Below are 25,114 nucleotides of genomic sequence, written 5' to 3' on the forward strand. Positions count from 1 at the left end.
TCAGTTTCTATTTTGTTTTACCTCAACAAATATCGGTTCAATTTCTTAAAAATCCCGATATTTGCGGGAAATTCAGGATACCTTCAACCCTATGGCAAAAATAAATCAATCTCTCGGAGAATTTATCATTGAAAACCAAAGCGAATTTAAATATTCATCCGGAGAGCTTTCACGGCTAATCAATTCTATTCGCTTAGCTGCAAAAGTTGTAAATCACAAAGTAAACAAAGCAGGATTGGTAGATATTTTGGGAACAGCCGGAAACCACAACGTGCAAGGCGAAGACCAACAAAAACTAGATGTATTTGCCAATGAGGTTTTTATAAACACGCTTACCAATCGTGAAATTGTTTGCGGAATTGCCAGTGAAGAGGAAGACGACTTTATAACCATTAAAGGTAGAAATCAGAAAAACGATAATAAATATGTGGTCCTGATGGATCCTTTAGACGGGTCCTCAAATATTGATGTTAACGTTTCAGTAGGTACTATTTTTTCAATTTTTAGAAGAATTACTCCCTCAGGAACCCCTGTAACAATTGACGATTTTCTGCAACCTGGCATTAATCAGGTGGCCGCAGGATATATAGTTTATGGTACTTCTACCATGATTGTTTATACCACTGGGCACGGCGTAAATGGCTTTACTTTAAATCCGGCAATTGGCACCTATTATCTTTCACATCCAAATATAAAATTTCCTGAAGACGGACATATATATTCTGTAAACGAAGGAAACTATGTTCACTTTCCCCAAGGTGTAAAAGATTATATAAAATATTGTCAAAAAGAAGAAGACGATCGTCCGTACACCTCGCGATATATTGGTTCGTTAGTTTCAGATTTTCACAGAAATATGATTAAAGGCGGAATTTATATTTATCCAAATACATCTAAAGATCCAAATGGAAAATTGCGACTTTTGTACGAATGTAACCCCATGGCAATGATCGCAGAACAAGCAGGAGGAAAGGCTAGTAATGGTTTTGAGGATATTTTAAATATTAAACCTACAAGTTTGCACCAACGCGTTCCGTTTTTCTGCGGAAGCACTAAAATGGTAGAGAAGGCCGAAGAATTTATGAAAAAGTCTCAATAGTTCATTTTTAGCAGTTTTAAATAAAGCAACCCTAATTTAAACACATAAAAAAAGCTCCGAAAGGAGCTTCTTTATTTTATAGATGTTATATTTCCAGTAAGGAAATTATGGCAACTTACTTTTTATTCAATAAATAACGGTAATCTTCAAAATCTAGCCCGCCGCTGTAAATTTCAATGGAACGTTTAATAAGATGTTGGGCAGTTTCAGCATTATATCCCAAACCAATGGCATATCTTTCAAGTAGAAAACGCTCGTGATCGTCAATTTCATTATCTGCAAAAACCATTTCGAACAAATCGTGAATACGCTCTAAACGCCGTTCTGCATCATTGGGAGGATTTATCGGGTATTTTCCGGGATTTTTTAATACAGCTATATACTCAGATTCCTCAATATCGAGCTTTCGGGCAAAACGCTTTAAGAGTTTTTCCTCTTCTGGATTAATTTCACCATTAACCGAAGCAATATTTGCAATAGATGCAAAGTGTCCTAAATTTCGGGAATGCTCCCCACTTTCGAATAAATCTGTAAATGACATAAATTTGGTTTTATGGTACAAATATAAAATTTGTAATCCACTTTTTACACCTTATTTGTTCTGAAAAAAGCAGGACCCCTAAACTTTTCTTAATAACCCACACCACAAACTCGTCTTTCAGTATTTTTAAGCTGCTATAAAAGGAAAAATGACGCAACCATTACTTGTTTTTAACGATAAAGGAATTTACTGCCAGCAGGCAGATGTGTATATAGACGCCTGGCGGCCTGTAGATAAATGCATCGTAACCCACGGCCACGCAGACCACAGCCGGTGGGGGCATAAGCAATATATTACACACACTAATAATGTGCCGATTATTAAACATCGACTGGGTGAAATTTCAGTAACCGGTAAAGCTTGGAATGAAACGTTCACCATTAATGGCGTAAAATTTTCACTTCACCCCGCAGGGCATATTATTGCTTCATCGCAAGTAAGGGTTGAATATAAAGGTGAAGTTTGGGTTTTTACGGGCGATTTTAAAACCGAAGACGACGGCTTGGCAGAAGTTTACGAACCTGTAAAATGCCACACATTTATTACCGAATGTACTTTCGGTTTGCCCGCCTTTAAATGGACTCAGCAAGCGGTAGTTTTCAACGATATAAACAATTGGTGGGCAACCAATAAAAGTGAGGGGCGGACGTCAATTCTTTTTGGTTATAGTTTAGGAAAAGCGCAGCGATTACTAAAACATTTAGACACTTCCATCGGAAAAATTTACACCCACGGCGCCGTCGAAAATATGACGGGAGTAGTTAGGGAAAATTATAAACTACCCGAAACTACTTTAATCACGCGCGATACATCCAAAGATGAAATAAAAGGAAACATAATTGTTGCCCCACCGAGCGCCCACGGCAGCACGTGGATTCGAAGATTTGTGCCCTATGTAACCGCTTCTGCCAGCGGCTGGATGACCTTTCGCGGCGCGCGAAGAAGACGCGCAATAGACCGCGGATTCGTCTTGAGCGACCACGCCGATTGGGAGGGTTTGCTTTCGGCAATTGATGCCACGGGCTGCGAAAAAGTAATCGCCACGCACGGATACACAGATATTTTTGCGAAATATTTGCGGGAAGAATTAGGCTACGACGCAAGAACCGAAAAAACGCAATACGAAGAGGAGAGTGCCGAAATTGATAAGAAAATTGAAAATGAAGATTAATATTTCAATACATATAAAATTCCCCCTTTGGGGGCAAGGGGGACTATGAAGCAATTTGCCCAACTCATAAAAAAGCTCGACAGCACCAACAAAACCAATGAAAAGGTGGCGGCGCTAACAACTTATTTTCAAAATGCAAATGAGGAAGATAAACTGTGGACCATCGCCATTCTTTCGCACCGTCGCCCAAAACGCCCCGTAAATACAACGTTGCTCAGACTTTGGGCAACGGAAATAAGTGGCATTCCTCTTTGGCTTTTTGAAGAAAGTTATCATATTGTGGGCGATTTGGCAGAAACCATTGCTTTAATTTTGCCAACTTCGGAAACACATTCCGATAAATCGCTTTCACAATTTGTTTCTGAAATTATTGAATTGCGATCACTTCCCGAACCGGAAAAAAAGAAATATTTACACGACAATTGGCTGGCTTTAAACTATTTTGAAAGATTTGTTTTCAATAAAATCCTCACCGGAAGTTTTAGAATAGGCGTTAGCCAAAAATTGATGACGCGTGCTCTCGCCAAAGCTACAGACATAGATGAAGATGTTTTGGCGTATAAATTAATGGGCGATTGGACCCCAGAAACCACTACGTATCAAAAATTAATTCTCGAAACAAATAAAGAGGATTACCTAAGTAAACCCTATCCGTTTTATTTGGCCTATGCAGTCGAAGACGGTTTCCAGGAAGATTTGGGACCAATTTCCGATTGGAGTTTTGAGCATAAATGGGATGGCATCCGGAGTCAGGTTATTATTCGAAACGACGAGGTATTTGTATGGTCCAGAGGTGAAGAATTGGTGACAGATAAATATCCCGAGTTTCAAAATTTTTTGAAGGCAATTCCCAACGGCACCGTGATTGATGGTGAAATATTGCCTTTCGGCGACGGGGAGATCGGTAATTTTAATGCACTGCAAACGCGTATAGGAAGAAAAAATGTTTCAAAAGCACTCTTAAAAAAAACACCCGTAATTTTAAATGCGTACGATTTGCTGGAGTGGAATGGTGAGGATATTAGGCAAAAACCGTTTGCGGAAAGAAGGGAGATTTTGGATGAAATAATTCAAAGAATCAATTCCGAAGAAATAGGGCTGTATTTAAGTGAAACAATGATTTTTGAAACCTGGGAAGAAGCCGCCGCAGAGCGCGATCTTTCCAGAGAAAAGCGCAGCGAAGGTTTGATGCTGAAACGCAAGGATTCACCGTATTTAGTAGGCAGAAAAAAAGGAGATTGGTGGAAGTGGAAAATTGATCCCTTTACTATTGATGCAGTTTTAACCTACGCCATGCGTGGGCACGGAAGGCGCGCCAATCTTTATACAGACTACACTTTTGCACTCTGGAATGAAGGCGAGCTGGTAACTTTTGCAAAGGCTTACTCCGGATTAACAGATGCGGAATTCAGACAAGTTGATAATTGGATAAAACGAAACACCTTAGAACGTTTCGGGCCTGTACGAAGTGTAACTCCGCATCATGTTTTTGAAATTGCTTTTGAAGGAATTGCTGAAAGTAGCCGCCATAAAAGCGGTATTGCAACTAGATTTCCGCGGATTCTTCGTTGGAGAAAAGACAAACCAATTTCTGAAGCCAATACTCTGGATGATCTTAAAGCCTTAATTCCAAAATGAAACAATCTGAACTTATTTCAATTGCGGAAGATTGGTTTCAAACAAAAAATTGGAAGTCATTTCCTTTTCAAAGAAAAACGTGGAAAGCATTTCTGGGCGGGAAGCACGGTCTTTTAAATGCCCCAACCGGAAGTGGGAAAACCTATGCGCTTTGGGTACCAATCGTACTTCAATATTTAAAGGAAAATCCCGCGTATAAAACAAAACATACAAAAGGACTAAAAGCCATTTGGATTACCCCATTGCGCGCTCTTTCTGTAGAAATTCAACAAGCGGCACAGCGTTTTGCCGACGATTTGGGAACAGGATTAACCGTTGGGATCCGCACAGGCGATACCACCCAAAGCGAACGCGCAAAGCAAAAACGCCAAATGCCCGATCTGCTGATAACGACACCCGAAAGTCTGATGCTTTTGCTGGCGTCAAAAGATTATGATAAAATCTTTAAGCCATTAACTGCGATTGTGGTTGATGAATGGCACGAACTTTTGGGAAGTAAACGCGGCGTGCAAATGGAACTCGCGCTTTCACGTTTAAAAACGGTTTCAAAACATTTGAGAATTTGGGGAATTTCGGCGACCATTGGCAATCTTGAAGAAGCACAGGATGTCCTGTTGGGAATGGATTCTGAATTCAGAAAAAATGAAGTTTTGATTAAATCCAATCAAAAGTCGAAAATAGAAGTACGTTCCATCATTCCAAAAAAGATGGAAACTTTTCCTTGGCGCGGGCATTTAGGACTGCATCTTTTGGAAGAAATTGTTCCAATAATTAAGACTAGCAAAACCACGATTATTTTTACAAATACACGCGGACAGTGCGAAATCTGGTTTCAGAAACTACTCGAAAAACATCCCGAGTTTGCCGGCGAAATTGCAATGCACCACGGAAGCATCGGTAAAGATACGCGGCTGTGGGTGGAACAGGCTATTCGCAATGAATCGTTATTGGCGGTAGTTGCAACCTCCAGTCTCGATTTGGGGGTTGATTTTGCACCTGTAGAAACGGTAATTCAAATTGGCGGACCTAAAGGAGTTGCCAAATTTCTTCAACGTGCAGGGCGAAGTAATCACCGTCCGGGGGAGCCTTCGGTTATTTACTTTTTGCCAACCCACGCTTTGGAATTGTTGGAGGCTTCGGCTTTAAAACGGGCTGTAAAAGATGAAGTTGTTGAAGATAGAAATCCATATTTGCTCAGTTTTGACGTGTTAATTCAGTATTTGGTGACACTTTCGGTAAGTAACGGATTTTTTCCAAAGGAAATTTTCCCAGAAATTAAAAAAACCTTTTGCTTTCAAGGAATAACAGAGGAACAGTGGAAATGGTGCCTAAATTTTATAACTATTGGAAGCCAAAGTTTGCAAGCCTACGACGAATATAAAAAAGTTGAAGTTACTCCCGAAGGGCTATTTAAAGTGGAAAGCAGGCAGATTGCAATGATGCACCGTTTGAGTATTGGCACAATAGTGAGTGATAGTATGATGCTCGTAAAATATGTTTCCGGCGGATTTATTGGCACGATTGAAGAATGGTTTATCAGTAAAATGAAACCCGGTGACACCTTTGTTTTTGCAGGAAGAACTTTGGAATTGGTCAGAATTCGGCAAATGCAGGCTCAAGTTCGAAAAAGCAGCAAACGAACTGCAAATATTGTAAGTTTTATGGGCGGGCGGTTGCCCCTTTCTTCGCAAATGAGTAAAATTCTGCGGGAAGAATTGCAAAGTGAATCCGACCACAAACGAAACACGCCGGAATTAAAGGCATTGAGCCATATTTTTGACAGGCAGGAACGCGAAAGTATCGTCCCCGGCGAAAACGAATTTTTGATTGAAACCTTTAAAACTCGCGAAGGATACCACGCGCTTTTTTACCCTTTTGAGGGGCGATTTGTACACGAGGCAATGAGCAGTTTGCTGGCGTACCGGATAAGTTTGCTATTGCCGATTACCTTCTCTTTGGCGTACAACGACTACGGCTTTGAACTTCTAAGCGATCAGTTTTTGGATATTCAAACGGTGTTGGACAACAATCTTTTTTCTTCAGAATATTTATATGAAGACCTTCAAAAAAGTTTAAATTCCACTGAATTGGCTCGTCGAAAATTTCGAGATATTGCTGTAATTAGCGGCATGGTTTTTCAAGGATATCCAAACAAAGTCATTAAAACAAAACATTTGCAAAGCAACAGTCAATTGCTTTTTGACGTTTTTCGGGATTACGAATCCGACAATCTTTTGTACCTTCAAGCCTATCGTGAAACTTTTGAACATCAATTGGAGGAAGGCAGATTGCGGCAAGCTTTGGAACGTATAAATTCACAAAAAATAATTTGGAAACAATGTGAAAAAGCAACGCCTTTCAGCTTTCCGATTATTACGGACAGGCTCCGCGAAAAACTTTCTTCGGAAAAATTGGCGGATCGGATTAAAAAAATGACTTTGCAATTGGAAAAATGATACAAAATATTTCAATTAAAAATAACGACTTCAAATTACACCCTAGTGGCGCCATCTTTTGGAAAGACAAGAAAATGCTGTTAATCGCCGATGTGCATCTGGGTAAAATTGCACATTTCAGAAAACACGGCGCGCCCGTTCCGGCAAATGCAGCGTATAAAAACCTTGAAAAACTTACCGAGATATGCAATCACTTTAAGCCTGAGACTATCTGCTTTTTGGGCGATCTTTTCCACAGCAAATTAAACGAGGAATGGCAGGATTTTGAAAAGTGGACGGAATACACAAAGGCGGAAATAGTCCTGATTTCGGGCAATCACGATATTATTCCACAGTATTTATACGAAGAATTAGGAATTAAGGTTTTTGACGAATTTTTGCTCGACGGCTTTTTGTTGACCCATCACCCCACTGAGATTAAAGGTGCGTTCAATTTTTGTGGCCACGTGCACCCGGGCGTTCGGATGAAGGGCGTTGGTAGGCAATACGTGCGGTTTTCATGTTTTTATAAAACCCTTAACAGCCTTATTCTCCCTGCTTTTGGTAACTTTACGGGAAAGCATATTTTAAAACCTTCAGAAAATGATGAAATATTCGCCATTGTTGAAGGAGAAGTAATTTGTGTTTCAAGAAACTAATTTATTATGAAAAAAACACTACAAATAGCAAACATCATCGCTTTCGTGACAACGGTTTTCGTCAATTATTTGTCAAACACGGGCGCGATAAACAATACCACAATAGGCGAAATTTCAGAATCTTCAAAAAACCTTTTTACGCCTGCCGGTTATGCTTTCTCCATTTGGGGTTTGATTTATCTGCTACTGTTGGGTTTCATAATCTACCAAAGCCGAAGTCTTTTTACCAAAGTGCGCGATGATGACTTCATTTTAAAAACAGGTTGGTGGTTTGTGCTTTCCTGCTTTGCCAACATTATGTGGATTACTTTCTGGCTATATGGCTACATGGAATATTCAATTCTCGCCATTTTCGTTCTGCTTTTTTCACTTTTAAAAATTGTAATGAATAACCGGATGGAACTTTGGGATGCACCAATTTCGGTCATTGCATTTCTTTGGTGGCCTTTTGTTTTTTACAGCGGTTGGGTTACCGTTGCCAGTATCGCAAATGTTGCAGCATATTTAACAAGCATTAATTGGAATGCATGGGGTTATAGCGAGATTTCGTGGGCGGTAACGATGATAATCATTGCGGGAATCATTAATCTAGTTGTTACATGGCGAAGAAACATGCGCGAATTTGCCTTGGTGGGCGTGTGGGCCTTAGCGGCAATAGCAGTCGCTAATTGGGAAGTGAGCCAAACCGTTGCCTATGCCGCAATTGCAGTGGCTGCTGTGCTTTTTGTGAGCAGTGGATATCACGCATTCAAAAATCGCGATACCAGTCCTGTGAATAAATGCAAAGAATATTTAAATAAACAAAACATTTAAGACCGCTTCGTTGAAAGATTAAAGACAAAACATTTCAAAAAATCTGAAATCGTCGATCGAAAATCGTTAATCAATTAAACCATTCCCTTAATATCATTCCCCCAAGTGGGGTACGCAAAAATCATTGCTTTTAAATTTTCGGTAGTTAATTTTCCGCACATTGCGAGGACGAAAAGATTGATCATTTCTCCGGCTTCGGCAGCGACTATATGGGCGCCCAATACAATATTTCGTTCTTTGTCCACAATTGTTTTGTACGCATAAACTTCTTCTTTGATTCGCTTCGCGTTAAACCATTTCGGAACGCTTTTGTATTCCACCACAAAATCGTAGCCTTTTTCTTTTGCTTCTTTTTCGGTTAAACCTATTGCAGCAATCTGCGGAATAGTAAAAACAACCGATGGAACCGGCGGAAAATCCATTTTAGTACTGTTTCCCTGACGGATATTCAATGAAACAATCCGAGCTTCCTGCGAAGAAGTGGGCGTTAACGGTAAAGAACCACTTGCCGAAACATCACCGCAAGCGTAAACGTTTTTATTGGTTGTATTTTGAAGATATTCGTTCACCGAAATTCCACCTTTTTCAAAAGTAACATTTCCTTTTTCCAAATCAAGTTCATCAATTGAAGGTGCGCGACCAGCAGTGTTAAAAACCATTCTGGTATCAATTGATTCGGTTTTACCATTTTTTTTAAATGAAACACGATAATTTTTCTGAAGTTTTTCAACTTTAGAAACTTCGGCATTGAAAATAAATTTGATTCCCAATTCTTCCGAAGCTTTTGTGAGGTGCGAAACGATATCGGCTTCAAAAGGCCCGAGCGGACGATCCTCGAACTCAATTACCGTAACTTTTGCACCGCAGCGCGCGGCAATGTGGGCAAACTCCATCCCAATATAGCCCGCGCCAACAAACACGATGCTTTCGGGCAGTTCTTCCAATTCCAAAAAATCGTCGCTCACTTTTAAATGTTCCCGGCCGGGAATTTTCAGTTCCATCGGTTTTTGCCCGGTAGCGATTACAATTTTCTTCGCTTTCACCGTTTTTCCCTCTACCGAAAGTGTGTTTTCATCCAAAAATTTGGGCGATTGGTGAAACATTTCAATTCCGGCTTCTTTCAATTTCTTTTCGGTGGAGGCGGGCACGGCATCGGTAAAGGTGGATTTAAATTTTTGAAGATCTTTCCAACTTATTTTTGGAACGGAAATAATTCCCTTCCCTTTTAAATTTTCCGAAAGCTGCATAGCTTCAGTAATTCCCACCAAAACTTTTTTCGGATCGCAGCCTCTATTTGGGCAAGTTCCGCCAAATTCGCGGTTGTCGGCAATCGCCACTTTCATTCCTGCGGCAGCAAAATCGTATGCCACAGTTTTGCCTGCAGTTCCGGTTCCTATTACAAAAACGTCGTATTCTTTTTGTGCCATAACAATACCCGCCCTTCGACTATCGCTCAGGATAAACTTTGTCGGGTAACTTTTAATGATAATCTACGAATCTAAAAGTAGTTAATGCAAAATGGTCATTATGTTATCAAAATGATAAAGTTGTTTGAAAAACCTCACAGGTCTTTGAGACCTGTGAGGTTTGATTTATATTTGCCGTCCCGATGAGCAAAACTCTAGTTACGTCACTTTATTCTCAGTCTTCGCAAACACGAAAACTGGAGGAAACTATTGTCCAATCTCAAAAAAGTACATCGGTTTCAGGTCTTGTGGGTTCTTCGCTCTCGATAGTTTTAGCCCAAACTTTTCGAAATACGGATTTGCCATTTTTGCTAATTTTAAATGATAAAGAAGAAGCCGCTTACCATTTAAACGATTTGGAAAATTTATTGGGCGATAAAAATGTGCTTTTTTATCCGGGAAGCTATCGGCGGCCCTATCAAATTGAAGAGACAGACAACGCCAATGTTTTATTGCGAAGCGAGGTTTTAAACCGAATAAATTCCCGCAAAAAACCCGCGCTTATTGTAACCTATCCCGAAGCGCTTTTTGAGAAAGTTGTAACTCGAAAAGAGTTGGAACGCAACACCTTGAAAATTGCCATAAACGACCAACTTTCAATAGATTTTGTAAACGAGGTTTTGTTTGAATACCGCTTTAAGCGTACCGATTTTGTTACCGAACCGGGCGAATTTTCGGTGCGTGGGGGAATTTTGGACGTGTTCAGTTTTAGCAACGATGAACCTTACAGAATTGAATTTTTTGGGGATGAGGTTGATAGTATTCGCACCATCGATGTGGAAACGCAACTATCTTTGGAACAGGTGAAAAAAGTATCAATCATTCCGAATGTAGAAAACAAAATGATCGATGAAAATCGCGAAAGTTTTTTGAAGTATATCGCTTCAAAAACAGTGGTTTTTCTAAAAAACGAAGAGCTTTTCAGTAGCGCGATAAATAATCTTTTCAAAAAAGCGACAGAAGCTTTTAATTCAATCGATTCAGAAATAAAACGCGCAAAACCTTCGGAATTATTCTGTACTTCGGAATTGTTAAACGAGCAATTGAATGATTTTACAAAAGTTCAACTAAGCATTAATAAAACTTTCCTCCCCTCGGGAGGGGCTGGGAGTGGGCTTTCGTTTTCAACCAAACCGCAACCATCATTCAACAAACAATTCAACTTACTGATTGAAAATTTGAATGATAATACCGAAAAAGGGTATAAAAACTACATTTTTTGCAGCAGCGAACAGCAGGCAAAACGATTTCACGATATTTTTGAAGATGCTGAACAGAATGTAAATCAATTTGAAACTATTGTTTTTCCGCTATTTCAAGGATTTATTGATGACGATTTAAAAATTGTTTGCTACACTGATCATCAAATTTTTGAGCGTTACCATAAATTTCAACTGAAAAATGGATACGCTAAAAAACAGGCAATTACTTTAAAGGAAATTACCAATCTGGAAGTGGGCGATTATGTAACGCATATTGACCATGGAATAGGGAAATTTGGCGGTTTGCAGAAGATTGAGGTAGAAGGAAAAATGCAGGAAGCCATTAAACTTTTTTATGGCGAGCGCGATATTTTATATCTCAGTATTCATTCGCTGCATAAGATTTCAAAATACAACGGCAAGGATGGGAGAGAGCCCAAAATCTATAAATTGGGCAGCGATGCGTGGAAAAAATTAAAGCAAAAAACCAAAACGCGCGTTAAGGAAATTGCTTTCAATTTAATTGAATTATACGCCAAACGCCGCACGCTAAAAGGTTTCGCCTTTGACCCCGATAGCTATTTGCAAGCCGAATTGGAATCGTCCTTTATTTATGAAGATACCCCGGACCAGAGTACAGCAACCGAAGATGTAAAAAAAGATATGGAAAACGAGCGCCCAATGGATCGTTTGGTCTGTGGCGATGTGGGTTTCGGAAAAACGGAAGTGGCCATTCGAGCAGCTTTTAAAGCAGTTGACAATGGAAAACAGGTCGCAGTTTTGGTGCCAACAACTATTTTGGCATTTCAGCATTTTAAAACATTTTCAGAGCGTCTTTCGGAGATGCCCGTGAAAGTTGATTATTTAAACCGTTTTAGAACTGCGAAAGAACGAAGAACCGTTTTGGAAGAGTTGAAAAATGGTAAACTCGATGTTGTTATCGGCACTCATCAATTAGTAAACAAATCGGTTGAATTTAAGGATTTGGGACTTTTGATTATTGATGAAGAGCAAAAATTTGGAGTAGCCGTAAAAGACAAATTAAAGACCATTAAAGAAAATGTAGATACGCTCACGCTAACGGCAACGCCCATTCCGCGAACGTTGCAGTTTAGTTTGATGGCCGCACGTGACCTTTCGGTAATTACCACGCCGCCGCCAAACCGCTATCCCGTGGAAACGCACGTTATTCGTTTCGGGGAAGAAAGTATTCGCGATGCGGTTCGCTATGAAATTTCGCGCGGAGGCCAGGTTTTCTTTGTTCACAACCGAATTGAAAATATAAAAGAAGTCGCTGGGATGATTCAACGTTTGGTGCCAGATGCCAAAATTGGAATTGGTCACGGCCAAATGGACGGGAAAAAACTGGAAGATTTAATGCTTCGATTTATGAACAATGAATTCGATGTTTTGGTATCCACAACTATTATTGAAAGTGGCTTGGACGTACCGAACGCCAATACTATTTTCATCAATAATGCTAATAATTTCGGACTTTCAGATTTACACCAAATGCGCGGTCGTGTTGGGCGAAGCAACAAAAAAGCGTTTTGTTATTTTATCACTCCGGAATATTCGGCAATGACGGACGAAGCGCGAAAACGAATTACGGCTTTGGAACAATTTTCAGAATTGGGCAGCGGCATCAACATCGCGATGAAGGATTTGGAAATCCGCGGTGCTGGCGATTTATTGGGTGGTGAGCAGAGTGGATTTATAAACGAAATTGGTTTTGAAACCTATCAAAAAATTCTAGCCGAAGCGATTGAGGAATTGAAGGATAAAGAGTTTAAAAATTTGTACGAAGAAACAGAAGGTCCGAAGAAGAATTTCGTAAAAGAAATGACCATCGACACCGATTTCGAACTTCTTTTCCCAGATGATTACGTTAACAATATTACCGAAAGACTTAATCTATATACCAAACTGAACGAGTTGAAAAACGAAGCCGAGCTTCAAAAGTTTGAAAAAGAATTGCTGGACCGTTTTGGGGAAATGCCAAAACAAGCCGAAGATTTACTGAACAGTGTTCGCATAAAATGGATTGCAATATCTATGGGCTTGGAACGATTAATTATGAAGCAGAAAAAAATGGTAGGTTATTTTGTGGCAGACCAACAAAGTGCTTTTTACCAAAGTCCGTCGTTTACAAAAGTGCTTCAATACGTGCAAACCCATTCACAAAAAGTAACAATGAAGGAAAAGCAAACCCGCAACGGATTGCGATTATTGCTTAATTTTGAAGGAATTTATTCGGTTGAAAAAGCGCTTCGGGCTTTGGAGCCTTTTTCTGAATAACAAATCATTTCATCTGTATAGAATATTTGATAAAGTGAAAGATGGAATGCCCGAATTATTCATCGTCGGTTTATATGCAAATTGTTTACAGGCATTTCGTATATTTGGTTTATGTCCGCAACAAATAATTTTACTATTAAACAACTTGCCGAGGCTTTTCAGGAATTGAGTATTTCTGAAAGAGCAAAACTTGCATCTCTTCTACCAGAAGAATGGTTTAAAAATTCAAATGATTTGACTGAAATCCAGAAACAAGCTTTGGATTTTGCTTCAGAAAAGGAAAATGAAGGAAGAGCGGTTTTTCATACGTGGGAAGAAGTTGAAAATTATGTGAAGAATAGAAGCTGATGGGCAACTATCGAATTTTGATAGAAGAGGATGCAAAATTCGATATTGCCGAAGCCTACGATTGGTATTCAAAAATATCATTGAAAATTTGCGCGTCCTTTCTTACTGAAATAAAGAAAACCATAGCGTATTTATCGAAAAATCCTTTTCTTTTTCAATTTGTTTATAAAGATTTTAGACAGGTTCCAGTCAAAAAATTCCCGTTCGTTATTCTTTACAAAATTGATTCGGAAAATGTGAAAATTTTTCGAATTTTCCCGACAAATATGAATCCTGATAATAAATTTAAGGTTTTCAGGAAATAAGTAATATCTTCTAAAATCAACAAATGTCGGGCAAATGTCGGGTGAAATTCACTTGAAAAGATTGTACTATATTTACTGCCATCGTACTATTGCTTCATAAAATTTTAAAAAATGAAACAACCAGAACTCGGTCGAAAAATTTTGGAACTCCGAAAGCAAAAAGGCTTTACGCAGGAAGAACTTGTGGAGCAATGCAACATAAACGTGCGGACCATTCAGCGTATTGAAGCGGGTGAAGTAATGCCGCGCAGCTTTACACTGAAAACCATACTTAATGTGTTGGGCGAAGATTTGGAAAAATTGCAAGAATCAGAACCTTCTTTTTTTAAAAATATCGATTTAAAGGAAATAGCATTTTCAGCGTTTTACATAAAACTCGCTTGGATCTGTGGAATTATTTATTTCCTTTCCGGTTTTGTGGAATTTGCAGTGGACTACGCCCGATTTTATGAAGATGAATTGATACTGCCAAAAGCCGCTTACATAAGTATGAAATTTATTATAATGCTGGCCTTTATTTATTTTTCATGGGGTTTTGTTTTAAGCGGGAAAATCTTCAATAATTATTTGCTGAAAATTGGAGCTTACTTTTTAATTGGCACCACCATTTTATTTTATGGGTATGATATGGTTTCACTTTATTTTGAGCCATTTTATATTGAATACGTAATTACAATACAATCTATTTTCTGTGGAATTGGAAGTGTTATTTTTGGATTGGCTTTAATGCGATTGAAAGGTAATTTCGGGAAAATTCCAGAAATTGCCGGCGGATTTCAGGTAGTGAGCGGAATATTGTTCACCTTGGTTTTTATGGCGTGGTTGGGACTTGCCTTTTTAATTCCGGCTACTATTTTGCAAATTATTTTGCTTTATAAAATTGAAGATTTATTAAAAACCGAAAGAGATTTCCGCCAAAGTTTATCCTGAGCGACAGTTGAAGCACAGGAATTAAAAGTGATAAAAAGCATTTTCAAAATGTTCTAATTTCTCTTCTTTTTGGTTTTTTAGAATTGCAATAATATCAAACCGAACTTCCACATTTAAATTATTTGAAATAATATATTCATTGGCCGCCTTTACCAAAAGTTTGATTTTTGAAGGAGTTACAAAGCTTTGCGGATCGCCAAAAAATGCGCTGTTTCGGGTCTTTACTTCTACAATAACAACGGTTCCTTCTTCTTTTTGAGCAATTATATCTATTTCGGCCTTTTGAAAATAAAAGTTACGACGTAGAATTTTATAACCCCTTTTCAATAAATATTGTGCGGCTATTTCTTCTCCTATTTTTCCAAGTTCGTTGTGGCTTGCCATTTTTTTAAAGAGTGTAAAAGCTTATTTCTTAAAGCTTAAAGCAATATTGTTTTTCGTTACTTTTAATTCTACTTCCCGACCCAAAATCAAAGCCCGATTATCATTAATATGTCCCACCGGAAAATTGAAACACACGGGAAAATTATATTCTGAAACTAAATCAAAAATAATCTCTTCCGCCGTTTTTCCGAAAGGAACAGCATTATCGTGCATATTGGTCATTCCGCCTACAATCAATCCTGAAAGATTTTGTAGCATGCCGTTGCGTTTTAGATTCATCATCATTCTATCAATATGGTACAGATATTCGTCCAAATCTTCAATAAAAAGTATTTTACCTTCGGTATTCAGCGAAGAATTACTTCCGCATAGCGAATAAATGAGTGAGAGGTTTCCGCCAACCAATGGCCCTTGTGCGGCTCCGAGTGTATTTAATTTCTCGTTGGAAGCAATACTGATTTCGTAATCACCTCCAAACAATATTTCTTTAATTGAAGTGGAAGTTGCCTTCGACTTATTTTCAAGATTTTGTAAAATTTGGGCGTGTAAAGTTTCAATTCCCAATGTATGAATATGTGAATGAAGCGCAGTTACATCGCTATAACCAATAACCCATTTCGGATTTTTTCTAAAGTTTGAAAAATCCAGCTTATCAATTATCCGAACGGTGCCATACCCGCCTTTTGCGCACCAAATAGCCTTTATTTTAGGGTCATCAATCATTTGTTGAAAATCTGCTGCACGCAAATCATCACTTCCTGCAAACTGGTTTTCTTCGGCACCGATGGTTTTACCCAAAACGGCTTTTAAACCCCAACTTTCAAGCAATTGAAGCGCAGGTTTTAATTCTTCTTTTGAAATTTTACGTGCGGTTGAAACGATGCCAACTGTATCGTTCTTTTGTAGTCTGTTTGGAGTAATCATGGATTTATTTAAAACCACAAATTACTACATTTATATGTACTTTTGTGCCTGCCCGCTCATTTTGGCGGGCTTTCAAAAAAAATTATGGACAAGAACCCAAACAGATATACCATTACCGCCGCGTTGCCATACACAAACGGACCCGTACACATTGGCCATTTGGCTGGCGTTTACGTGCCCGCAGATATTTACGCGCGTTATCAACGACTTCAAAAAATGGATGTTGCCTTTATCTGCGGAAGCGATGAACACGGCGTGCCAATTACTATAAAGGCAAAAAAAGAAGGTATTACGCCTCAGCAAGTGGTAGATAAATATCACGCCATTATTAAAAAGAGTTTTGAGGAATTCGGAATATCCTTTGATAATTATTCGCGGACTTCTGCGAAAATTCATCATAAAACTGCTTCAGAATTTTTTAAGAAGTTATACGAGAACGGTAAATTTACCGAAGAGATTACCGAACAATTATATGACGAAGAAGCCAATCAATTTCTTGCAGACCGATACATTACCGGTACGTGTCCAAAATGCGGCCATGAAGAAGCTTATGGCGACCAATGTGAAAAATGTGGTTCCAGTTTAAACGCTACCGAATTAATTAATCCGAAAAGTGCTATCTCGGGAAATGTACCAATTCTTAAAGAAACAAAGCATTGGTTTTTACCACTGAACGAATACGAAGATTTCCTAAAACAGTGGATACTCGTTGACCATAAAAAGGATTGGAAAACCAACGTTTACGGACAGTGCAAAAGCTGGATCGATGACGGTTTACGGCCGCGTGCGGTAACCCGCGATTTAGATTGGGGAATTCCCGTGCCAGTGGAAGGAGCAGACGGAAAAGTACTATACGTATGGTTTGACGCGCCCATTGGTTATATTTCTTCAACGAAGGAATGGGCCGAGCGCGAAGGAAAAAACTGGGAAGATTATTGGAAAAACGATAAAACCAAAATGCTTCACTTTATTGGGAAGGACAATATTGTTTTCCATTGCATTATTTTTCCAACAATGTTAAAAGCCGAAGGGGGTTATATTTTACCCGAAAACGTTCCAGCTAATGAATTTCTGAATCTGGAAGGCAATAAAATTTCAACCAGTAAAAACTGGGCGGTTTGGTTGCACGAATATTTGGAGGATTTTCCAAACCAGCAAGATGTTTTGCGATATGTATTAACGGCAAATGCCCCAGAAACAAAGGATAATGATTTTACTTGGGCAGATTTTCAAGCCCGAAATAATAATGAATTGGTTGCCATCTTTGGAAATTTCATAAATCGAGTGATGGTTTTAACTGATAAATATTACGAAGGAGTTGTGCCCGAGCCTGCTGTTTTTTCAGAAATTGACGAGCAGATTTTAAACGAATTAAAAGCGTATCCTGCAGTAATAGCAAGTTCGTTGGAACGTTACCGTTTCCGCGAAGCTCAGGCAGAATTAATGAACGTCGCCCGCCTCGGAAACAAATATCTTGCAGACGAAGAGCCGTGGAAAACAATAAAAACCGACGAAGAGCGCACCAAAACAGTAATGTATGTTGCCTTGCAAATAGCTTCTGCTTTGGCTGTTTTAAGCGAACCGTTTTTGCCATTTACTTCAGACAAGTTGAAAGACATGCTCAATGTCAGGTCGAGCGCAGTCGAGGGGTCTTTAGGATGGGCTGACGCTTCTGTTAAAAGTGAACTTTTAAAACCAGGTCATAAAATAAATAAAGCTGAACTCCTTTTCAGCAAAATTGAAGACGAACAAATTCAAGCACAATTAGACAAACTACAAGCCAGTAAAAAGATGAATGCCGAAGCAAACAAAAAAGTAACGCCACAAAAAGAAACCATTCAATACGACGATTTCGTAAAACTCGATATGCGCGTGGGAACCATAATTGAAGCCGAAAAAATGCCAAAAGCAGATAAGCTTTTAGTTTTAAAAGTAGATACAGGAATCGACGTTCGTACTATAGTTTCAGGAATTGCTGAAAGTTTTAAGGCTGAAGATATCATCGGGAAAAAAGTTACGGTTTTGGTAAATCTTGCTCCAAGAAAGCTTCGCGGTGTTGAAAGTGAAGGAATGATTTTGATGACTGAAGACGCAGCGGGGAAACTTGTTTTTGTGAATCCCGATTCTGATGGGGTTGAGAATGGGGCGACGATAAACTAACAAAAAAATCTGCGAAAATCTGCGCGATCTGCGGACGATATTAAACATACATACCCTATTGAAAACATTAGTAGCCTATATAACCTCCCAAACCCAACTCCCCCAAAAAAGCGTTGAAAACACGGTAAAACTTTTAAAGGAAGACTGCACCATTCCCTTTATTTCACGCTATCGAAAGGAACTGACTGGAAATCTGGATGAGGTTCAAATTGGCGAAATCGTAAAATTCAAGGAACAATATGAAGCATTAGAAAAGCGGAAAGCTACTATCCTAAAATCCTTGGAAGAGCAAGAAGTTTTAACAGCAGAACTTCAAAAAAGCATTGAAGAAGCAACAGATTTAATCGCTTTGGAAGATTTGTATTTGCCGTACAAAAAGAAGCGAAAAACAAAAGCTGATACCGCGCGCGAAAATGGTTTGGAGCCTTTGGCGAAAATTATAATGGCGCAGACCCGAAGTCTGTCCAGTTCAGAAATTTCTGCGCTTGCTTCAAAATATATTAAAGGAGAAATAAATTCCGAAGATGAAGCTTTGGAGGGCGCCCGACACATCATTGCCGAATGGATAAACGAACGCACCGATATTCGGAATATGCTTCGGAATCAATTGGAACGTTATGCAACAATTTCGACTAAAGTTGTAAAGAAAATGGCCGACGATGAAAAAGCCCAGAAATTCCGTGATTATTTTGACTGGAACGAAGCTTTGAATAAAATTCCTTCACATAGATTATTGGCAATTCTTCGTGCAACTTCCGAAGGATTTATTCGAAATAAAATAGAAATCGACGATGAAAAAGCACTTTCTAAAATTGAAGACCGCGTTGTAAAGTCTAAAGATGCCGCTTCAAAACAAATAAAACTCGCGATTGAAGATAGCTACAAACGTCTTTTGTTTCCGGCACTTTCAAACGAAACGCTTTCCGCTGCAAAGGAAAAGGCGGATGAAACAGCTATTAACGTTTTTGCCAAAAACTTAAAGCAACTTTTGCTCGGTTCGCCTTTGGGTGAAAAACGTGTTTTGGCAATTGATCCTGGGTTTAGAACGGGTTGCAAAGTAGTTTGCCTGGATGCACAAGGCAATTTGCAGCACAATGAAACCATTTTTCCGCATCCGCCAAAAAACGATTCTTCAACCGCGATGAAAAAGATAAGTTCGCTTGCCGACGCCCATAAAATTGAAGCAATTGCGATTGGCAACGGAACAGCTTCGCGAGAAACAGAGCAGTTTATAAAACGAATTCACTTTAAAAATCCACCACAGGTTTTTGTGGTTAGCGAAGCCGGGGCCTCAATTTATTCGGCGTCAAAAATTGCACGTGATGAATTCCCGAATTACGACGTTACGGTGCGCGGCGCAGTTTCCATCGGTCGACGGTTACAGGATCCGTTGGCGGAGCTGGTAAAAATTGATGCCAAATCTATCGGTGTTGGGCAGTATCAGCACGATGTAGACCAGACAAAACTTCAAAATTCGCTCGATACAACCGTAGCGTTATGTGTGAATTCGGTGGGGGTAAATATCAATACCGCGAGCATTCCGCTACTGAGTTATGTTTCGGGGATTGGTCCAAAATTGGCTGAAAATGTGGTGAATTATCGTGAAGAAAATGGCGCTTTTGCTTCCCGTGAAGAAATAAAAAAGGTGTCACGTTTGGGTGAAAAGGCTTTTGAACAAGCGGCTGGCTTTCTTCGTATTAAAAATGGTAAAAATCCGTTGGACGATTCTTCGGTGCATCCCGAAAGTTATTCGGTTGTTTCAAAAATGGCGAAGGATGAAAAAGTAAACGTGCAAGATTTAATTGGCATTAAAACACTGCTTCAAAAAATAAATCTTGAAAATTATATTTCAGAAAAAATAGGGCTTATAACTTTAAAGGATATTTTAAAGGAACTTGAAAAACCGGGCTTGGATATTCGTGAAGAGGCGAAGGTTTTTACCTTCAATCAAAATATAAAAACCATTGCTGATTTGCAGGAAGGACAACTGCTGCCGGGGATTGTAAACAACATTACCAATTTTGGCGCTTTTGTGGATATTGGTATAAAGGAAAGCGGTTTGATCCACGTTTCGAACCTTGCAGATGCTTATGTTTCTGATGTGAGCGAGCATGTACATTTGCATCAACAAATAATTGTAAAAGTGCTTGATGTTGATGTTGCGCGGAAACGGATTCAGCTAAAATTGCATAAATAGATTATAGATTTAATGCATTTTTAAGTACACTTCTCGATTGGCTGCCGTAAATACCATCTACCGTAATATTATTGCTTGTTTGAAACGCTTTTAATGCGGCTTCGGTTTTTGGTCCAAATACACCATCTGCGCTACCATCCAAAAAATCTAATTTAATCAATATTTTCTGCAGTAATTTTACGTTTCCGTTGCTGTCGCCTCTCCTTAAATAGCCAGCAGGAACTTTTATATCTTCTGGTAAATCTGCGGTAAGGCTTCTGAATTCCAGTATTCTGGATATGGGAAAAGTTTGAATATTTACTTCGTCATCTTGATTGCCTCCAATACAATAAATGGATTTACCACTTTTAGTGAAGCCCAAAAAGAAACCGACGTGGCCAAAGGCACTGGTTCTGCTTTTTCGCCAAAATACCACTACATCGCCCGGTTGCGGCCAATCTGTTTTAGCGCCAATATTCAACCAACTTCTAGCCATGGCGCTATTAGACCTCGGCAAATTGGCCTGTAATGCCACCCAATTTGCAAAAATGCTACACCAAGCAACCTCGTCGTTGCCAAAGTTTAGCCCTGTCATTTCTTGATATTCAAGAATACGTTCGTTATGATTGGTACCTTTAATTTCTTTTTGGCCCAATTCGCCCAATGCAATTTTTATCGTTTCTCCCAACATAATAAAATAATTTTCAGCAATAATGAATTTACTATCTCTGTAATATAATTGGGGATACAGTTTTAAATATACGCAAAAAAACAATATCTTTTTTATGAATTCAATAAATGGATTATGCAATTGCAGCTAAATATGTGTAAAAGCTATTAAAATTTAGATTTTTGTTTAGGTGCAGTAAGGGTTTAATTCAATGTTACAAAAATAATTTAACACCTTAGGTATTCTTAAAATTTCACTTAAATCATTAAACAGTGGTATTTAAAGACTAATTTTGCGGCTTTTTACTTTAAATCGCTAAAATTCAGTGATATGACAAAGCCTAGAATTGCCCTTGTCTTAGGAATTATTTGTATTTCAATCTTTCCTATTTTGGTGAAACTCAAGTTGGCGCCTGCCATAGTTTCGGCATTTTATAGAATGGCAATTGCCGCTTCAATATTGGTTCCCTTTGCGCTGTTATCGGGAAAATTTAAAATTCCTTCTATAAAATTGTTTTTACTTACCCTGGTATGTGGTACTATTTTCGCGTTAGATGTGGCCGTATGGAATATTGCAATTCAGGAATCTACGGCTACGCAAGCCACACTTTTAACTAATCTTTCTCCCGTATGGGTAGGAATAGGTGCGTTTTTCTTCTTAAAAAATAAGCCCACACGCAATTTTTGGATTGGTACAGTGATCGCAATTTTTGGAATGATAACTTTAGTTGGATTCCACTTTTTTGTGAATTTAGATTTTAATTTGGCCTTTATCTTTGCAATTCTTTCAGGTGTGTTTTATGCCATCTATATGTTGGTGAGTAAGTTTGTGCTTTATGATGTTGAGGTACTTCCGTTTATTACTTTAAGCACTTTTACCTCTGCCGTTTTTCTGGGAGTACTAAGTTTTTTTATAAATGAACCCTTTACGGGCTTTACCGAAATGGGTTGGATTTCGTTGCTAATTCAAGGCTTAGTTTGCCAATTGGCGGCGTGGTTATTGTTGGGCTACGCCACAAAACACATGCGTGCTACAAGGGTTTCGGTGAGCTTGCTAGGCCAAGCGGTTTTAACCACCATATTTGCGTGGTTGTTTATAAATGAAACGGTTACTTTCCAAATGATTATTGGTGGAATTATTCTATTATTCGGAATTTGGGTTACTTTCTATTCCAAAAAAATCCCAATTATTGGCAAGGAGATAAAAATTGAAAAAGGAGTTTAGAACCGTTAAATAAGTTTTGTTGAAATAATCTTTACAGGACACGCTTTTGCGGCCTGCTCACAAGTTTCGAATTCGGCATTGTCCGAAATTTTCCGCGTAAAGAATCCACGTTTTTCCTCAGAATGCAGCAATACGGTTTTGCCGTCTTTTTTAGACATTCTAAAATACGCCGGAGCCAATTCTACACAGTAATTGCAGCCAATGCATTTATTCCGCTGAAGTGTTACCACTACCATTTATGAAGTTACTATTTTATACAGTTTGTCTGATGGGCGCACTCTAAACGGCACTGGAATAGTACAGGAATCGCCTTTTTTCGCTGTAGTTAAGGCTTGGTCGTTTACTAACATTTCTGAAAGTTGAAACTCCTTGGCGCCAGTTGTTGGGCCAGTAACCAAAATTTTATCACCTAAATTTAAATCGTATGCTTCAATTTTGAATTCTGCAATTTTCGCTTTAGTAAAATAGTGTTCACCTTTTCCTATATAAACTTTTTTCTGCGTAGCTTGGGAACCATCGGTATTGCTCCATTCTCCCAATTTTTGACCCAGATAGTAACCGCTCCAAAATCCGCGGTTATACACTTTAGCCAGTTCGAGCATCCATTGTTCTGCTTTTTCTTCGCAATACGTACCTTCATAATAAGCATCTATGGCTTCGCGGTAGGTTTTTACTACAGTGGCCACATATTCGGGAGCGCGACCGCGACCTTCAATTTTTAAGACTTTTACGCCAGTGTCAATTACTTGATCCAAAAAATCTACCGTGCAAAGATCCTTGGGCGACATCATATATTCGTTGTCCAATTCAATTTCAAAACCTGTTTCTTGGTCTATAACCGTGTATTTTTTTCGGCAATTCTGCTTGCAAGCTCCGCGATTAGCAGAAGAATTATGCGAATGGAGGCTCAAATAACATTTGCCCGAAACTGCCATACAGAGTGCGCCATGGCCAAAAATTTCAACTTCAACTAAACTCCCCGACGGCCCTTTTATCTGTTCTTTTTCAATATCACTGGTTATCTTTTTTACTTGTCGCAGGCTCAATTCGCGACTCATTACCATGGTATCTGCAAAAAGTGCGTAAAATTTTACCGTTTCAATATTTGTAATATTTATTTGGGTTGAAATGTGTACCTCCATCCCAATTTGCCTGGCGTATGCAATTACGGCCTGGTCCATGGCAATTACCGCAGTAAGTCTGGCAGCTTTTGCGGCATCGAGTAAAGTTTTAATCAACGATAAATCGTGATCGTAAATTATAGTATTTAAAGTAAGGTAGGTGCGAACTCCATTTTTTTTACAACGTTTAGCAATTTCGGGAAGATCGGCAATTGTAAAATTAATGCTTGCCCGAGCGCGCATGTTCAATTGTTCAACACCAAAATATACAGAGTCTGCGCCATTGTCTAATGCTGCCTGTAACGATTCAAAATTGCCCGCAGGAGCCATTAATTCTATTTTTCCAGAAGAAGTCATTGCCGTAAAATTTGAAAATTGCTACAAAAGTCGGCCAACTGTTCTTTTTAAAATATGATATTTGTTAGGTTTAAACATTATTATACTCAAGTTTTAATTGAATTCTAAAATGTTGAAAATAGCCTATCATTCTATTTATAAACATCCCTTGCCAGAGGGACATCGCTTTCCAATGGAGAAGTATGAATTGCTGCCGCAACAGCTGTTACACGAAGGGAGTTGCACCCCTGAAAATTTTTTTAAACCGAAAATGCCTGCGGAAGCCGTTATTCTTGCTGTACACACCCAAGAATATTTTACTGATTTATTGAATCTTACACTGGATAAACGAGCTGCTCGAAAAATTGGCTTTCCTATATCTAAATCACTAATTGAGCGGGAACTTCGCATTGCCCAGGGAACAATTGATGGGAGCGAATATGCATTACAGTACGGAATTGCAATGAATATTGCGGGAGGAACGCACCACGCATACACCGGACACGGTGAAGGATTTTGCTTGCTTAATGATCAAGCTATTGCGGCCAGATACCTTCAGAATAATGGATATGCAAAGAAAATTCTGATAGTGGATTTAGACGTGCACCAAGGCAATGGCACGGCGCAGATTTTTCAAAATGACGATTCTGTATTTACATTTTCCATGCACGGCGCGGGCAATTATCCGTTTAAAAAGGAAAAGAGCGATTTAGATATTGCAATTCCCGACGGCAGTGGCGATGCCATTTATCTTCAGAAATTAAAAGAAACTCTACCAAAATTAATCGATAACCAAAAGCCGGATTTTATATTTTATTTAAGCGGTGTTGATATTTTGGCGACCGATAAATTAGGAAGATTAAATTGTACTGTTGCGGGAAGCAAAGCGCGCGATCGTTTTGTTTTAGAGTTTTGCAAAGATTTGCAAATTCCGGTGCAGGTAAGCATGGGTGGAGGCTATTCGCCAGAAATAAAAACTATTATTGACGCGCATGCCAATACTTTTCGGTTGGCGCAGGAAATTTTTTTCTGAATGGGGAAGAAAAAAAACAAAGCAGACAAGAAAAAAGGTTTTAAGACCGAATGCTGCGAAAAGTATTTAAAAAAAGGCGAACATAAACGCTGCAAACGCTGTCCGTGTTTTGATCTTACTGTTGAACAACGAATGCAGCGAGTTCAATATTTGGAAATTCTGAAAAATCTGCCTAAATAGA

The 25,114-nt window shown here is 38.9% G+C and carries 22 protein-coding genes; 15 read left to right on the forward strand and 7 right to left on the reverse strand.

Going from position 1 to position 25,114, the window contains the following annotated elements:
- Positions 1-91: 91 nt before the first annotated feature.
- Positions 92-1,099, forward strand: coding sequence for a class 1 fructose-bisphosphatase (gene fbp / locus QCQ61_RS05255; RefSeq protein ID WP_279449726.1), 1,008 nt, complete (start codon positions 92-94; stop codon positions 1,097-1,099).
- 115 nt (positions 1,100-1,214) lie between these two features.
- On the opposite strand, the gene QCQ61_RS05260 is transcribed toward fbp, so the two are convergent.
- Complete coding sequence (locus tag QCQ61_RS05260; protein WP_279449727.1) at positions 1,215-1,640, reverse strand: tellurite resistance TerB family protein; 426 nt, start codon at positions 1,638-1,640, stop codon at positions 1,215-1,217.
- Between the two features lie 148 nt (positions 1,641-1,788).
- On the opposite strand from QCQ61_RS05260, the gene QCQ61_RS05265 reads away from it, so the two are divergent.
- The 5 genes from QCQ61_RS05265 to QCQ61_RS05285 are packed head-to-tail and all read left to right on the forward strand — an operon-like array spanning position 1,789 to position 8,356.
- The gene (locus QCQ61_RS05265) at positions 1,789-2,811 is read left to right on the forward strand and encodes a ligase-associated DNA damage response exonuclease (RefSeq protein WP_279449728.1); all 1,023 of its coding nucleotides are present in this window, start codon (positions 1,789-1,791) and stop codon (positions 2,809-2,811) included.
- A gap of 45 nt (positions 2,812-2,856) precedes the next feature.
- Positions 2,857-4,449 (forward strand): ATP-dependent DNA ligase, encoded by a 1,593-nt coding sequence (locus QCQ61_RS05270; protein WP_279449729.1) that lies wholly within the window; start codon positions 2,857-2,859, stop codon positions 4,447-4,449.
- The gene (locus QCQ61_RS05275; protein ID WP_279449730.1) at positions 4,446-6,905 is read left to right on the forward strand and encodes a ligase-associated DNA damage response DEXH box helicase; all 2,460 of its coding nucleotides are present in this window, start codon (positions 4,446-4,448) and stop codon (positions 6,903-6,905) included. Before QCQ61_RS05270 ends, QCQ61_RS05275 begins: the two co-directional genes overlap by 4 nt.
- Positions 6,902-7,543, forward strand: coding sequence for a ligase-associated DNA damage response endonuclease PdeM (pdeM, locus tag QCQ61_RS05280; RefSeq protein ID WP_279449731.1), 642 nt, complete (start codon positions 6,902-6,904; stop codon positions 7,541-7,543). Before QCQ61_RS05275 ends, pdeM begins: the two co-directional genes overlap by 4 nt.
- A gap of 6 nt (positions 7,544-7,549) precedes the next feature.
- Positions 7,550-8,356 (forward strand): tryptophan-rich sensory protein, encoded by an 807-nt coding sequence (locus QCQ61_RS05285; RefSeq protein WP_279449732.1) that lies wholly within the window; start codon positions 7,550-7,552, stop codon positions 8,354-8,356.
- 74 nt (positions 8,357-8,430) lie between these two features.
- Here the strand turns inward: QCQ61_RS05285 and QCQ61_RS05290 are convergent, their stop codons facing one another.
- Positions 8,431-9,783, reverse strand: coding sequence for a dihydrolipoyl dehydrogenase family protein (locus QCQ61_RS05290; protein WP_279449733.1), 1,353 nt, complete (start codon positions 9,781-9,783; stop codon positions 8,431-8,433).
- 182 nt (positions 9,784-9,965) lie between these two features.
- Here QCQ61_RS05290 and mfd point away from each other — a divergent pair, with 182 nt between their 5' ends.
- From mfd to QCQ61_RS05305, 4 genes are all read left to right on the forward strand, one after another.
- Complete coding sequence (gene mfd / locus QCQ61_RS05295; protein WP_279449734.1) at positions 9,966-13,322, forward strand: transcription-repair coupling factor; 3,357 nt, start codon at positions 9,966-9,968, stop codon at positions 13,320-13,322.
- A 111-nt stretch (positions 13,323-13,433) separates the two neighbouring features.
- Complete coding sequence (locus tag QCQ61_RS05300) at positions 13,434-13,670, forward strand: hypothetical protein (RefSeq protein ID WP_279449735.1); 237 nt, start codon at positions 13,434-13,436, stop codon at positions 13,668-13,670.
- A complete protein-coding gene (locus tag QCQ61_RS15550) occupies positions 13,670-13,975 on the forward strand; it encodes a type II toxin-antitoxin system RelE/ParE family toxin (protein ID WP_373693807.1) in 306 nt (101 codons plus the stop codon). Before QCQ61_RS05300 ends, QCQ61_RS15550 begins: the two co-directional genes overlap by 1 nt.
- A gap of 111 nt (positions 13,976-14,086) precedes the next feature.
- Positions 14,087-14,905 carry a helix-turn-helix domain-containing protein gene (locus QCQ61_RS05305; protein ID WP_279449736.1) on the forward strand — a complete coding sequence of 273 codons (819 nt, stop codon included), beginning with the start codon at positions 14,087-14,089 and terminating at the stop codon, positions 14,903-14,905.
- Positions 14,906-14,926: 21 nt separating this feature from the next.
- On the opposite strand, the gene QCQ61_RS05310 is transcribed toward QCQ61_RS05305, so the two are convergent.
- Both QCQ61_RS05310 and QCQ61_RS05315 read right to left on the reverse strand, forming a co-directional pair.
- On the reverse strand, positions 14,927-15,289 hold the full coding sequence (locus QCQ61_RS05310; RefSeq protein WP_279449737.1) for a YraN family protein: 363 nt from the start codon (positions 15,287-15,289) through the stop codon (positions 14,927-14,929).
- Positions 15,290-15,310: 21 nt separating this feature from the next.
- Positions 15,311-16,213 (reverse strand): S66 peptidase family protein, encoded by a 903-nt coding sequence (locus QCQ61_RS05315; RefSeq protein WP_279449738.1) that lies wholly within the window; start codon positions 16,211-16,213, stop codon positions 15,311-15,313.
- 84 nt (positions 16,214-16,297) lie between these two features.
- Between QCQ61_RS05315 and metG the strand changes: the two genes are divergently transcribed.
- Together metG and QCQ61_RS05325 are read left to right on the forward strand one after the other, a co-directional pair.
- Positions 16,298-18,373 carry a methionine--tRNA ligase gene (metG, locus tag QCQ61_RS05320; protein ID WP_279449739.1) on the forward strand — a complete coding sequence of 692 codons (2,076 nt, stop codon included), beginning with the start codon at positions 16,298-16,300 and terminating at the stop codon, positions 18,371-18,373.
- Between the two features lie 58 nt (positions 18,374-18,431).
- Positions 18,432-20,570, forward strand: a complete 2,139-nt coding sequence (locus QCQ61_RS05325) for a Tex family protein (protein WP_279449740.1) — start codon at positions 18,432-18,434, stop codon at positions 20,568-20,570.
- 1 nt (position 20,571) lies between these two features.
- On the opposite strand, the gene QCQ61_RS05330 is transcribed toward QCQ61_RS05325, so the two are convergent.
- The gene (locus tag QCQ61_RS05330) at positions 20,572-21,240 is read right to left on the reverse strand and encodes a C40 family peptidase (RefSeq protein ID WP_279449741.1); all 669 of its coding nucleotides are present in this window, start codon (positions 21,238-21,240) and stop codon (positions 20,572-20,574) included.
- 309 nt (positions 21,241-21,549) lie between these two features.
- On the opposite strand from QCQ61_RS05330, the gene QCQ61_RS05335 reads away from it, so the two are divergent.
- Positions 21,550-22,443, forward strand: coding sequence for a DMT family transporter (locus tag QCQ61_RS05335; RefSeq protein ID WP_279449742.1), 894 nt, complete (start codon positions 21,550-21,552; stop codon positions 22,441-22,443).
- Between the two features lie 5 nt (positions 22,444-22,448).
- Here QCQ61_RS05335 and QCQ61_RS05340 read toward each other — a convergent pair whose 3' ends face one another.
- Together QCQ61_RS05340 and QCQ61_RS05345 are read right to left on the reverse strand one after the other, a co-directional pair.
- Positions 22,449-22,679: a ferredoxin gene (locus tag QCQ61_RS05340; protein ID WP_279449743.1), complete on the reverse strand. Its 231-nt coding sequence runs from the start codon at positions 22,677-22,679 to the stop codon at positions 22,449-22,451.
- On the reverse strand, positions 22,680-23,921 hold the full coding sequence (locus QCQ61_RS05345; protein ID WP_279449744.1) for a peptidase U32 family protein: 1,242 nt from the start codon (positions 23,919-23,921) through the stop codon (positions 22,680-22,682).
- 109 nt (positions 23,922-24,030) lie between these two features.
- Between QCQ61_RS05345 and QCQ61_RS05350 the strand changes: the two genes are divergently transcribed.
- Positions 24,031-24,933, forward strand: coding sequence for a histone deacetylase family protein (locus tag QCQ61_RS05350; protein WP_279449745.1), 903 nt, complete (start codon positions 24,031-24,033; stop codon positions 24,931-24,933).
- Positions 24,934-25,113 (forward strand): hypothetical protein, encoded by a 180-nt coding sequence (locus tag QCQ61_RS05355; protein WP_279449746.1) that lies wholly within the window; start codon positions 24,934-24,936, stop codon positions 25,111-25,113.
- The last annotated feature ends 1 nt before the right edge of the window (position 25,114 follow it).

The sequence above is a fragment of the Aequorivita marisscotiae genome, from assembly GCF_029814825.1.
GTDB lineage: Bacteria > Bacteroidota > Bacteroidia > Flavobacteriales > Flavobacteriaceae > Aequorivita > Aequorivita marisscotiae.

Coding starts and splice junctions, on each gene's coding strand:
- QCQ61_RS05340 (WP_279449743.1), bottom strand. CDS start 22,679: ATGGTAGTGGTAACACTTCAGCGGAATAAATGCATTGGCTGCAATTAC.
- QCQ61_RS05275 (WP_279449730.1), top strand. CDS start 4,446: ATGAAACAATCTGAACTTATTTCAATTGCGGAAGATTGGTTTCAAACA.
- QCQ61_RS05290 (WP_279449733.1), bottom strand. CDS start 9,783: ATGGCACAAAAAGAATACGACGTTTTTGTAATAGGAACCGGAACTGCA.
- QCQ61_RS05310 (WP_279449737.1), bottom strand. CDS start 15,289: ATGGCAAGCCACAACGAACTTGGAAAAATAGGAGAAGAAATAGCCGCA.
- QCQ61_RS05315 (WP_279449738.1), bottom strand. CDS start 16,213: ATGATTACTCCAAACAGACTACAAAAGAACGATACAGTTGGCATCGTT.
- pdeM (WP_279449731.1), top strand. CDS start 6,902: ATGATACAAAATATTTCAATTAAAAATAACGACTTCAAATTACACCCT.
- QCQ61_RS05305 (WP_279449736.1), top strand. CDS start 14,087: ATGAAACAACCAGAACTCGGTCGAAAAATTTTGGAACTCCGAAAGCAA.
- QCQ61_RS15550 (WP_373693807.1), top strand. CDS start 13,670: ATGGGCAACTATCGAATTTTGATAGAAGAGGATGCAAAATTCGATATT.
- fbp (WP_279449726.1), top strand. CDS start 92: ATGGCAAAAATAAATCAATCTCTCGGAGAATTTATCATTGAAAACCAA.
- QCQ61_RS05330 (WP_279449741.1), bottom strand. CDS start 21,240: ATGTTGGGAGAAACGATAAAAATTGCATTGGGCGAATTGGGCCAAAAA.
- QCQ61_RS05335 (WP_279449742.1), top strand. CDS start 21,550: ATGACAAAGCCTAGAATTGCCCTTGTCTTAGGAATTATTTGTATTTCA.
- QCQ61_RS05265 (WP_279449728.1), top strand. CDS start 1,789: ATGACGCAACCATTACTTGTTTTTAACGATAAAGGAATTTACTGCCAG.
- QCQ61_RS05345 (WP_279449744.1), bottom strand. CDS start 23,921: ATGACTTCTTCTGGAAAAATAGAATTAATGGCTCCTGCGGGCAATTTT.
- QCQ61_RS05285 (WP_279449732.1), top strand. CDS start 7,550: ATGAAAAAAACACTACAAATAGCAAACATCATCGCTTTCGTGACAACG.
- mfd (WP_279449734.1), top strand. CDS start 9,966: ATGAGCAAAACTCTAGTTACGTCACTTTATTCTCAGTCTTCGCAAACA.
- QCQ61_RS05260 (WP_279449727.1), bottom strand. CDS start 1,640: ATGTCATTTACAGATTTATTCGAAAGTGGGGAGCATTCCCGAAATTTA.
- QCQ61_RS05270 (WP_279449729.1), top strand. CDS start 2,857: ATGAAGCAATTTGCCCAACTCATAAAAAAGCTCGACAGCACCAACAAA.
- QCQ61_RS05350 (WP_279449745.1), top strand. CDS start 24,031: ATGTTGAAAATAGCCTATCATTCTATTTATAAACATCCCTTGCCAGAG.
- QCQ61_RS05355 (WP_279449746.1), top strand. CDS start 24,934: ATGGGGAAGAAAAAAAACAAAGCAGACAAGAAAAAAGGTTTTAAGACC.
- QCQ61_RS05300 (WP_279449735.1), top strand. CDS start 13,434: ATGTCCGCAACAAATAATTTTACTATTAAACAACTTGCCGAGGCTTTT.
- metG (WP_279449739.1), top strand. CDS start 16,298: ATGGACAAGAACCCAAACAGATATACCATTACCGCCGCGTTGCCATAC.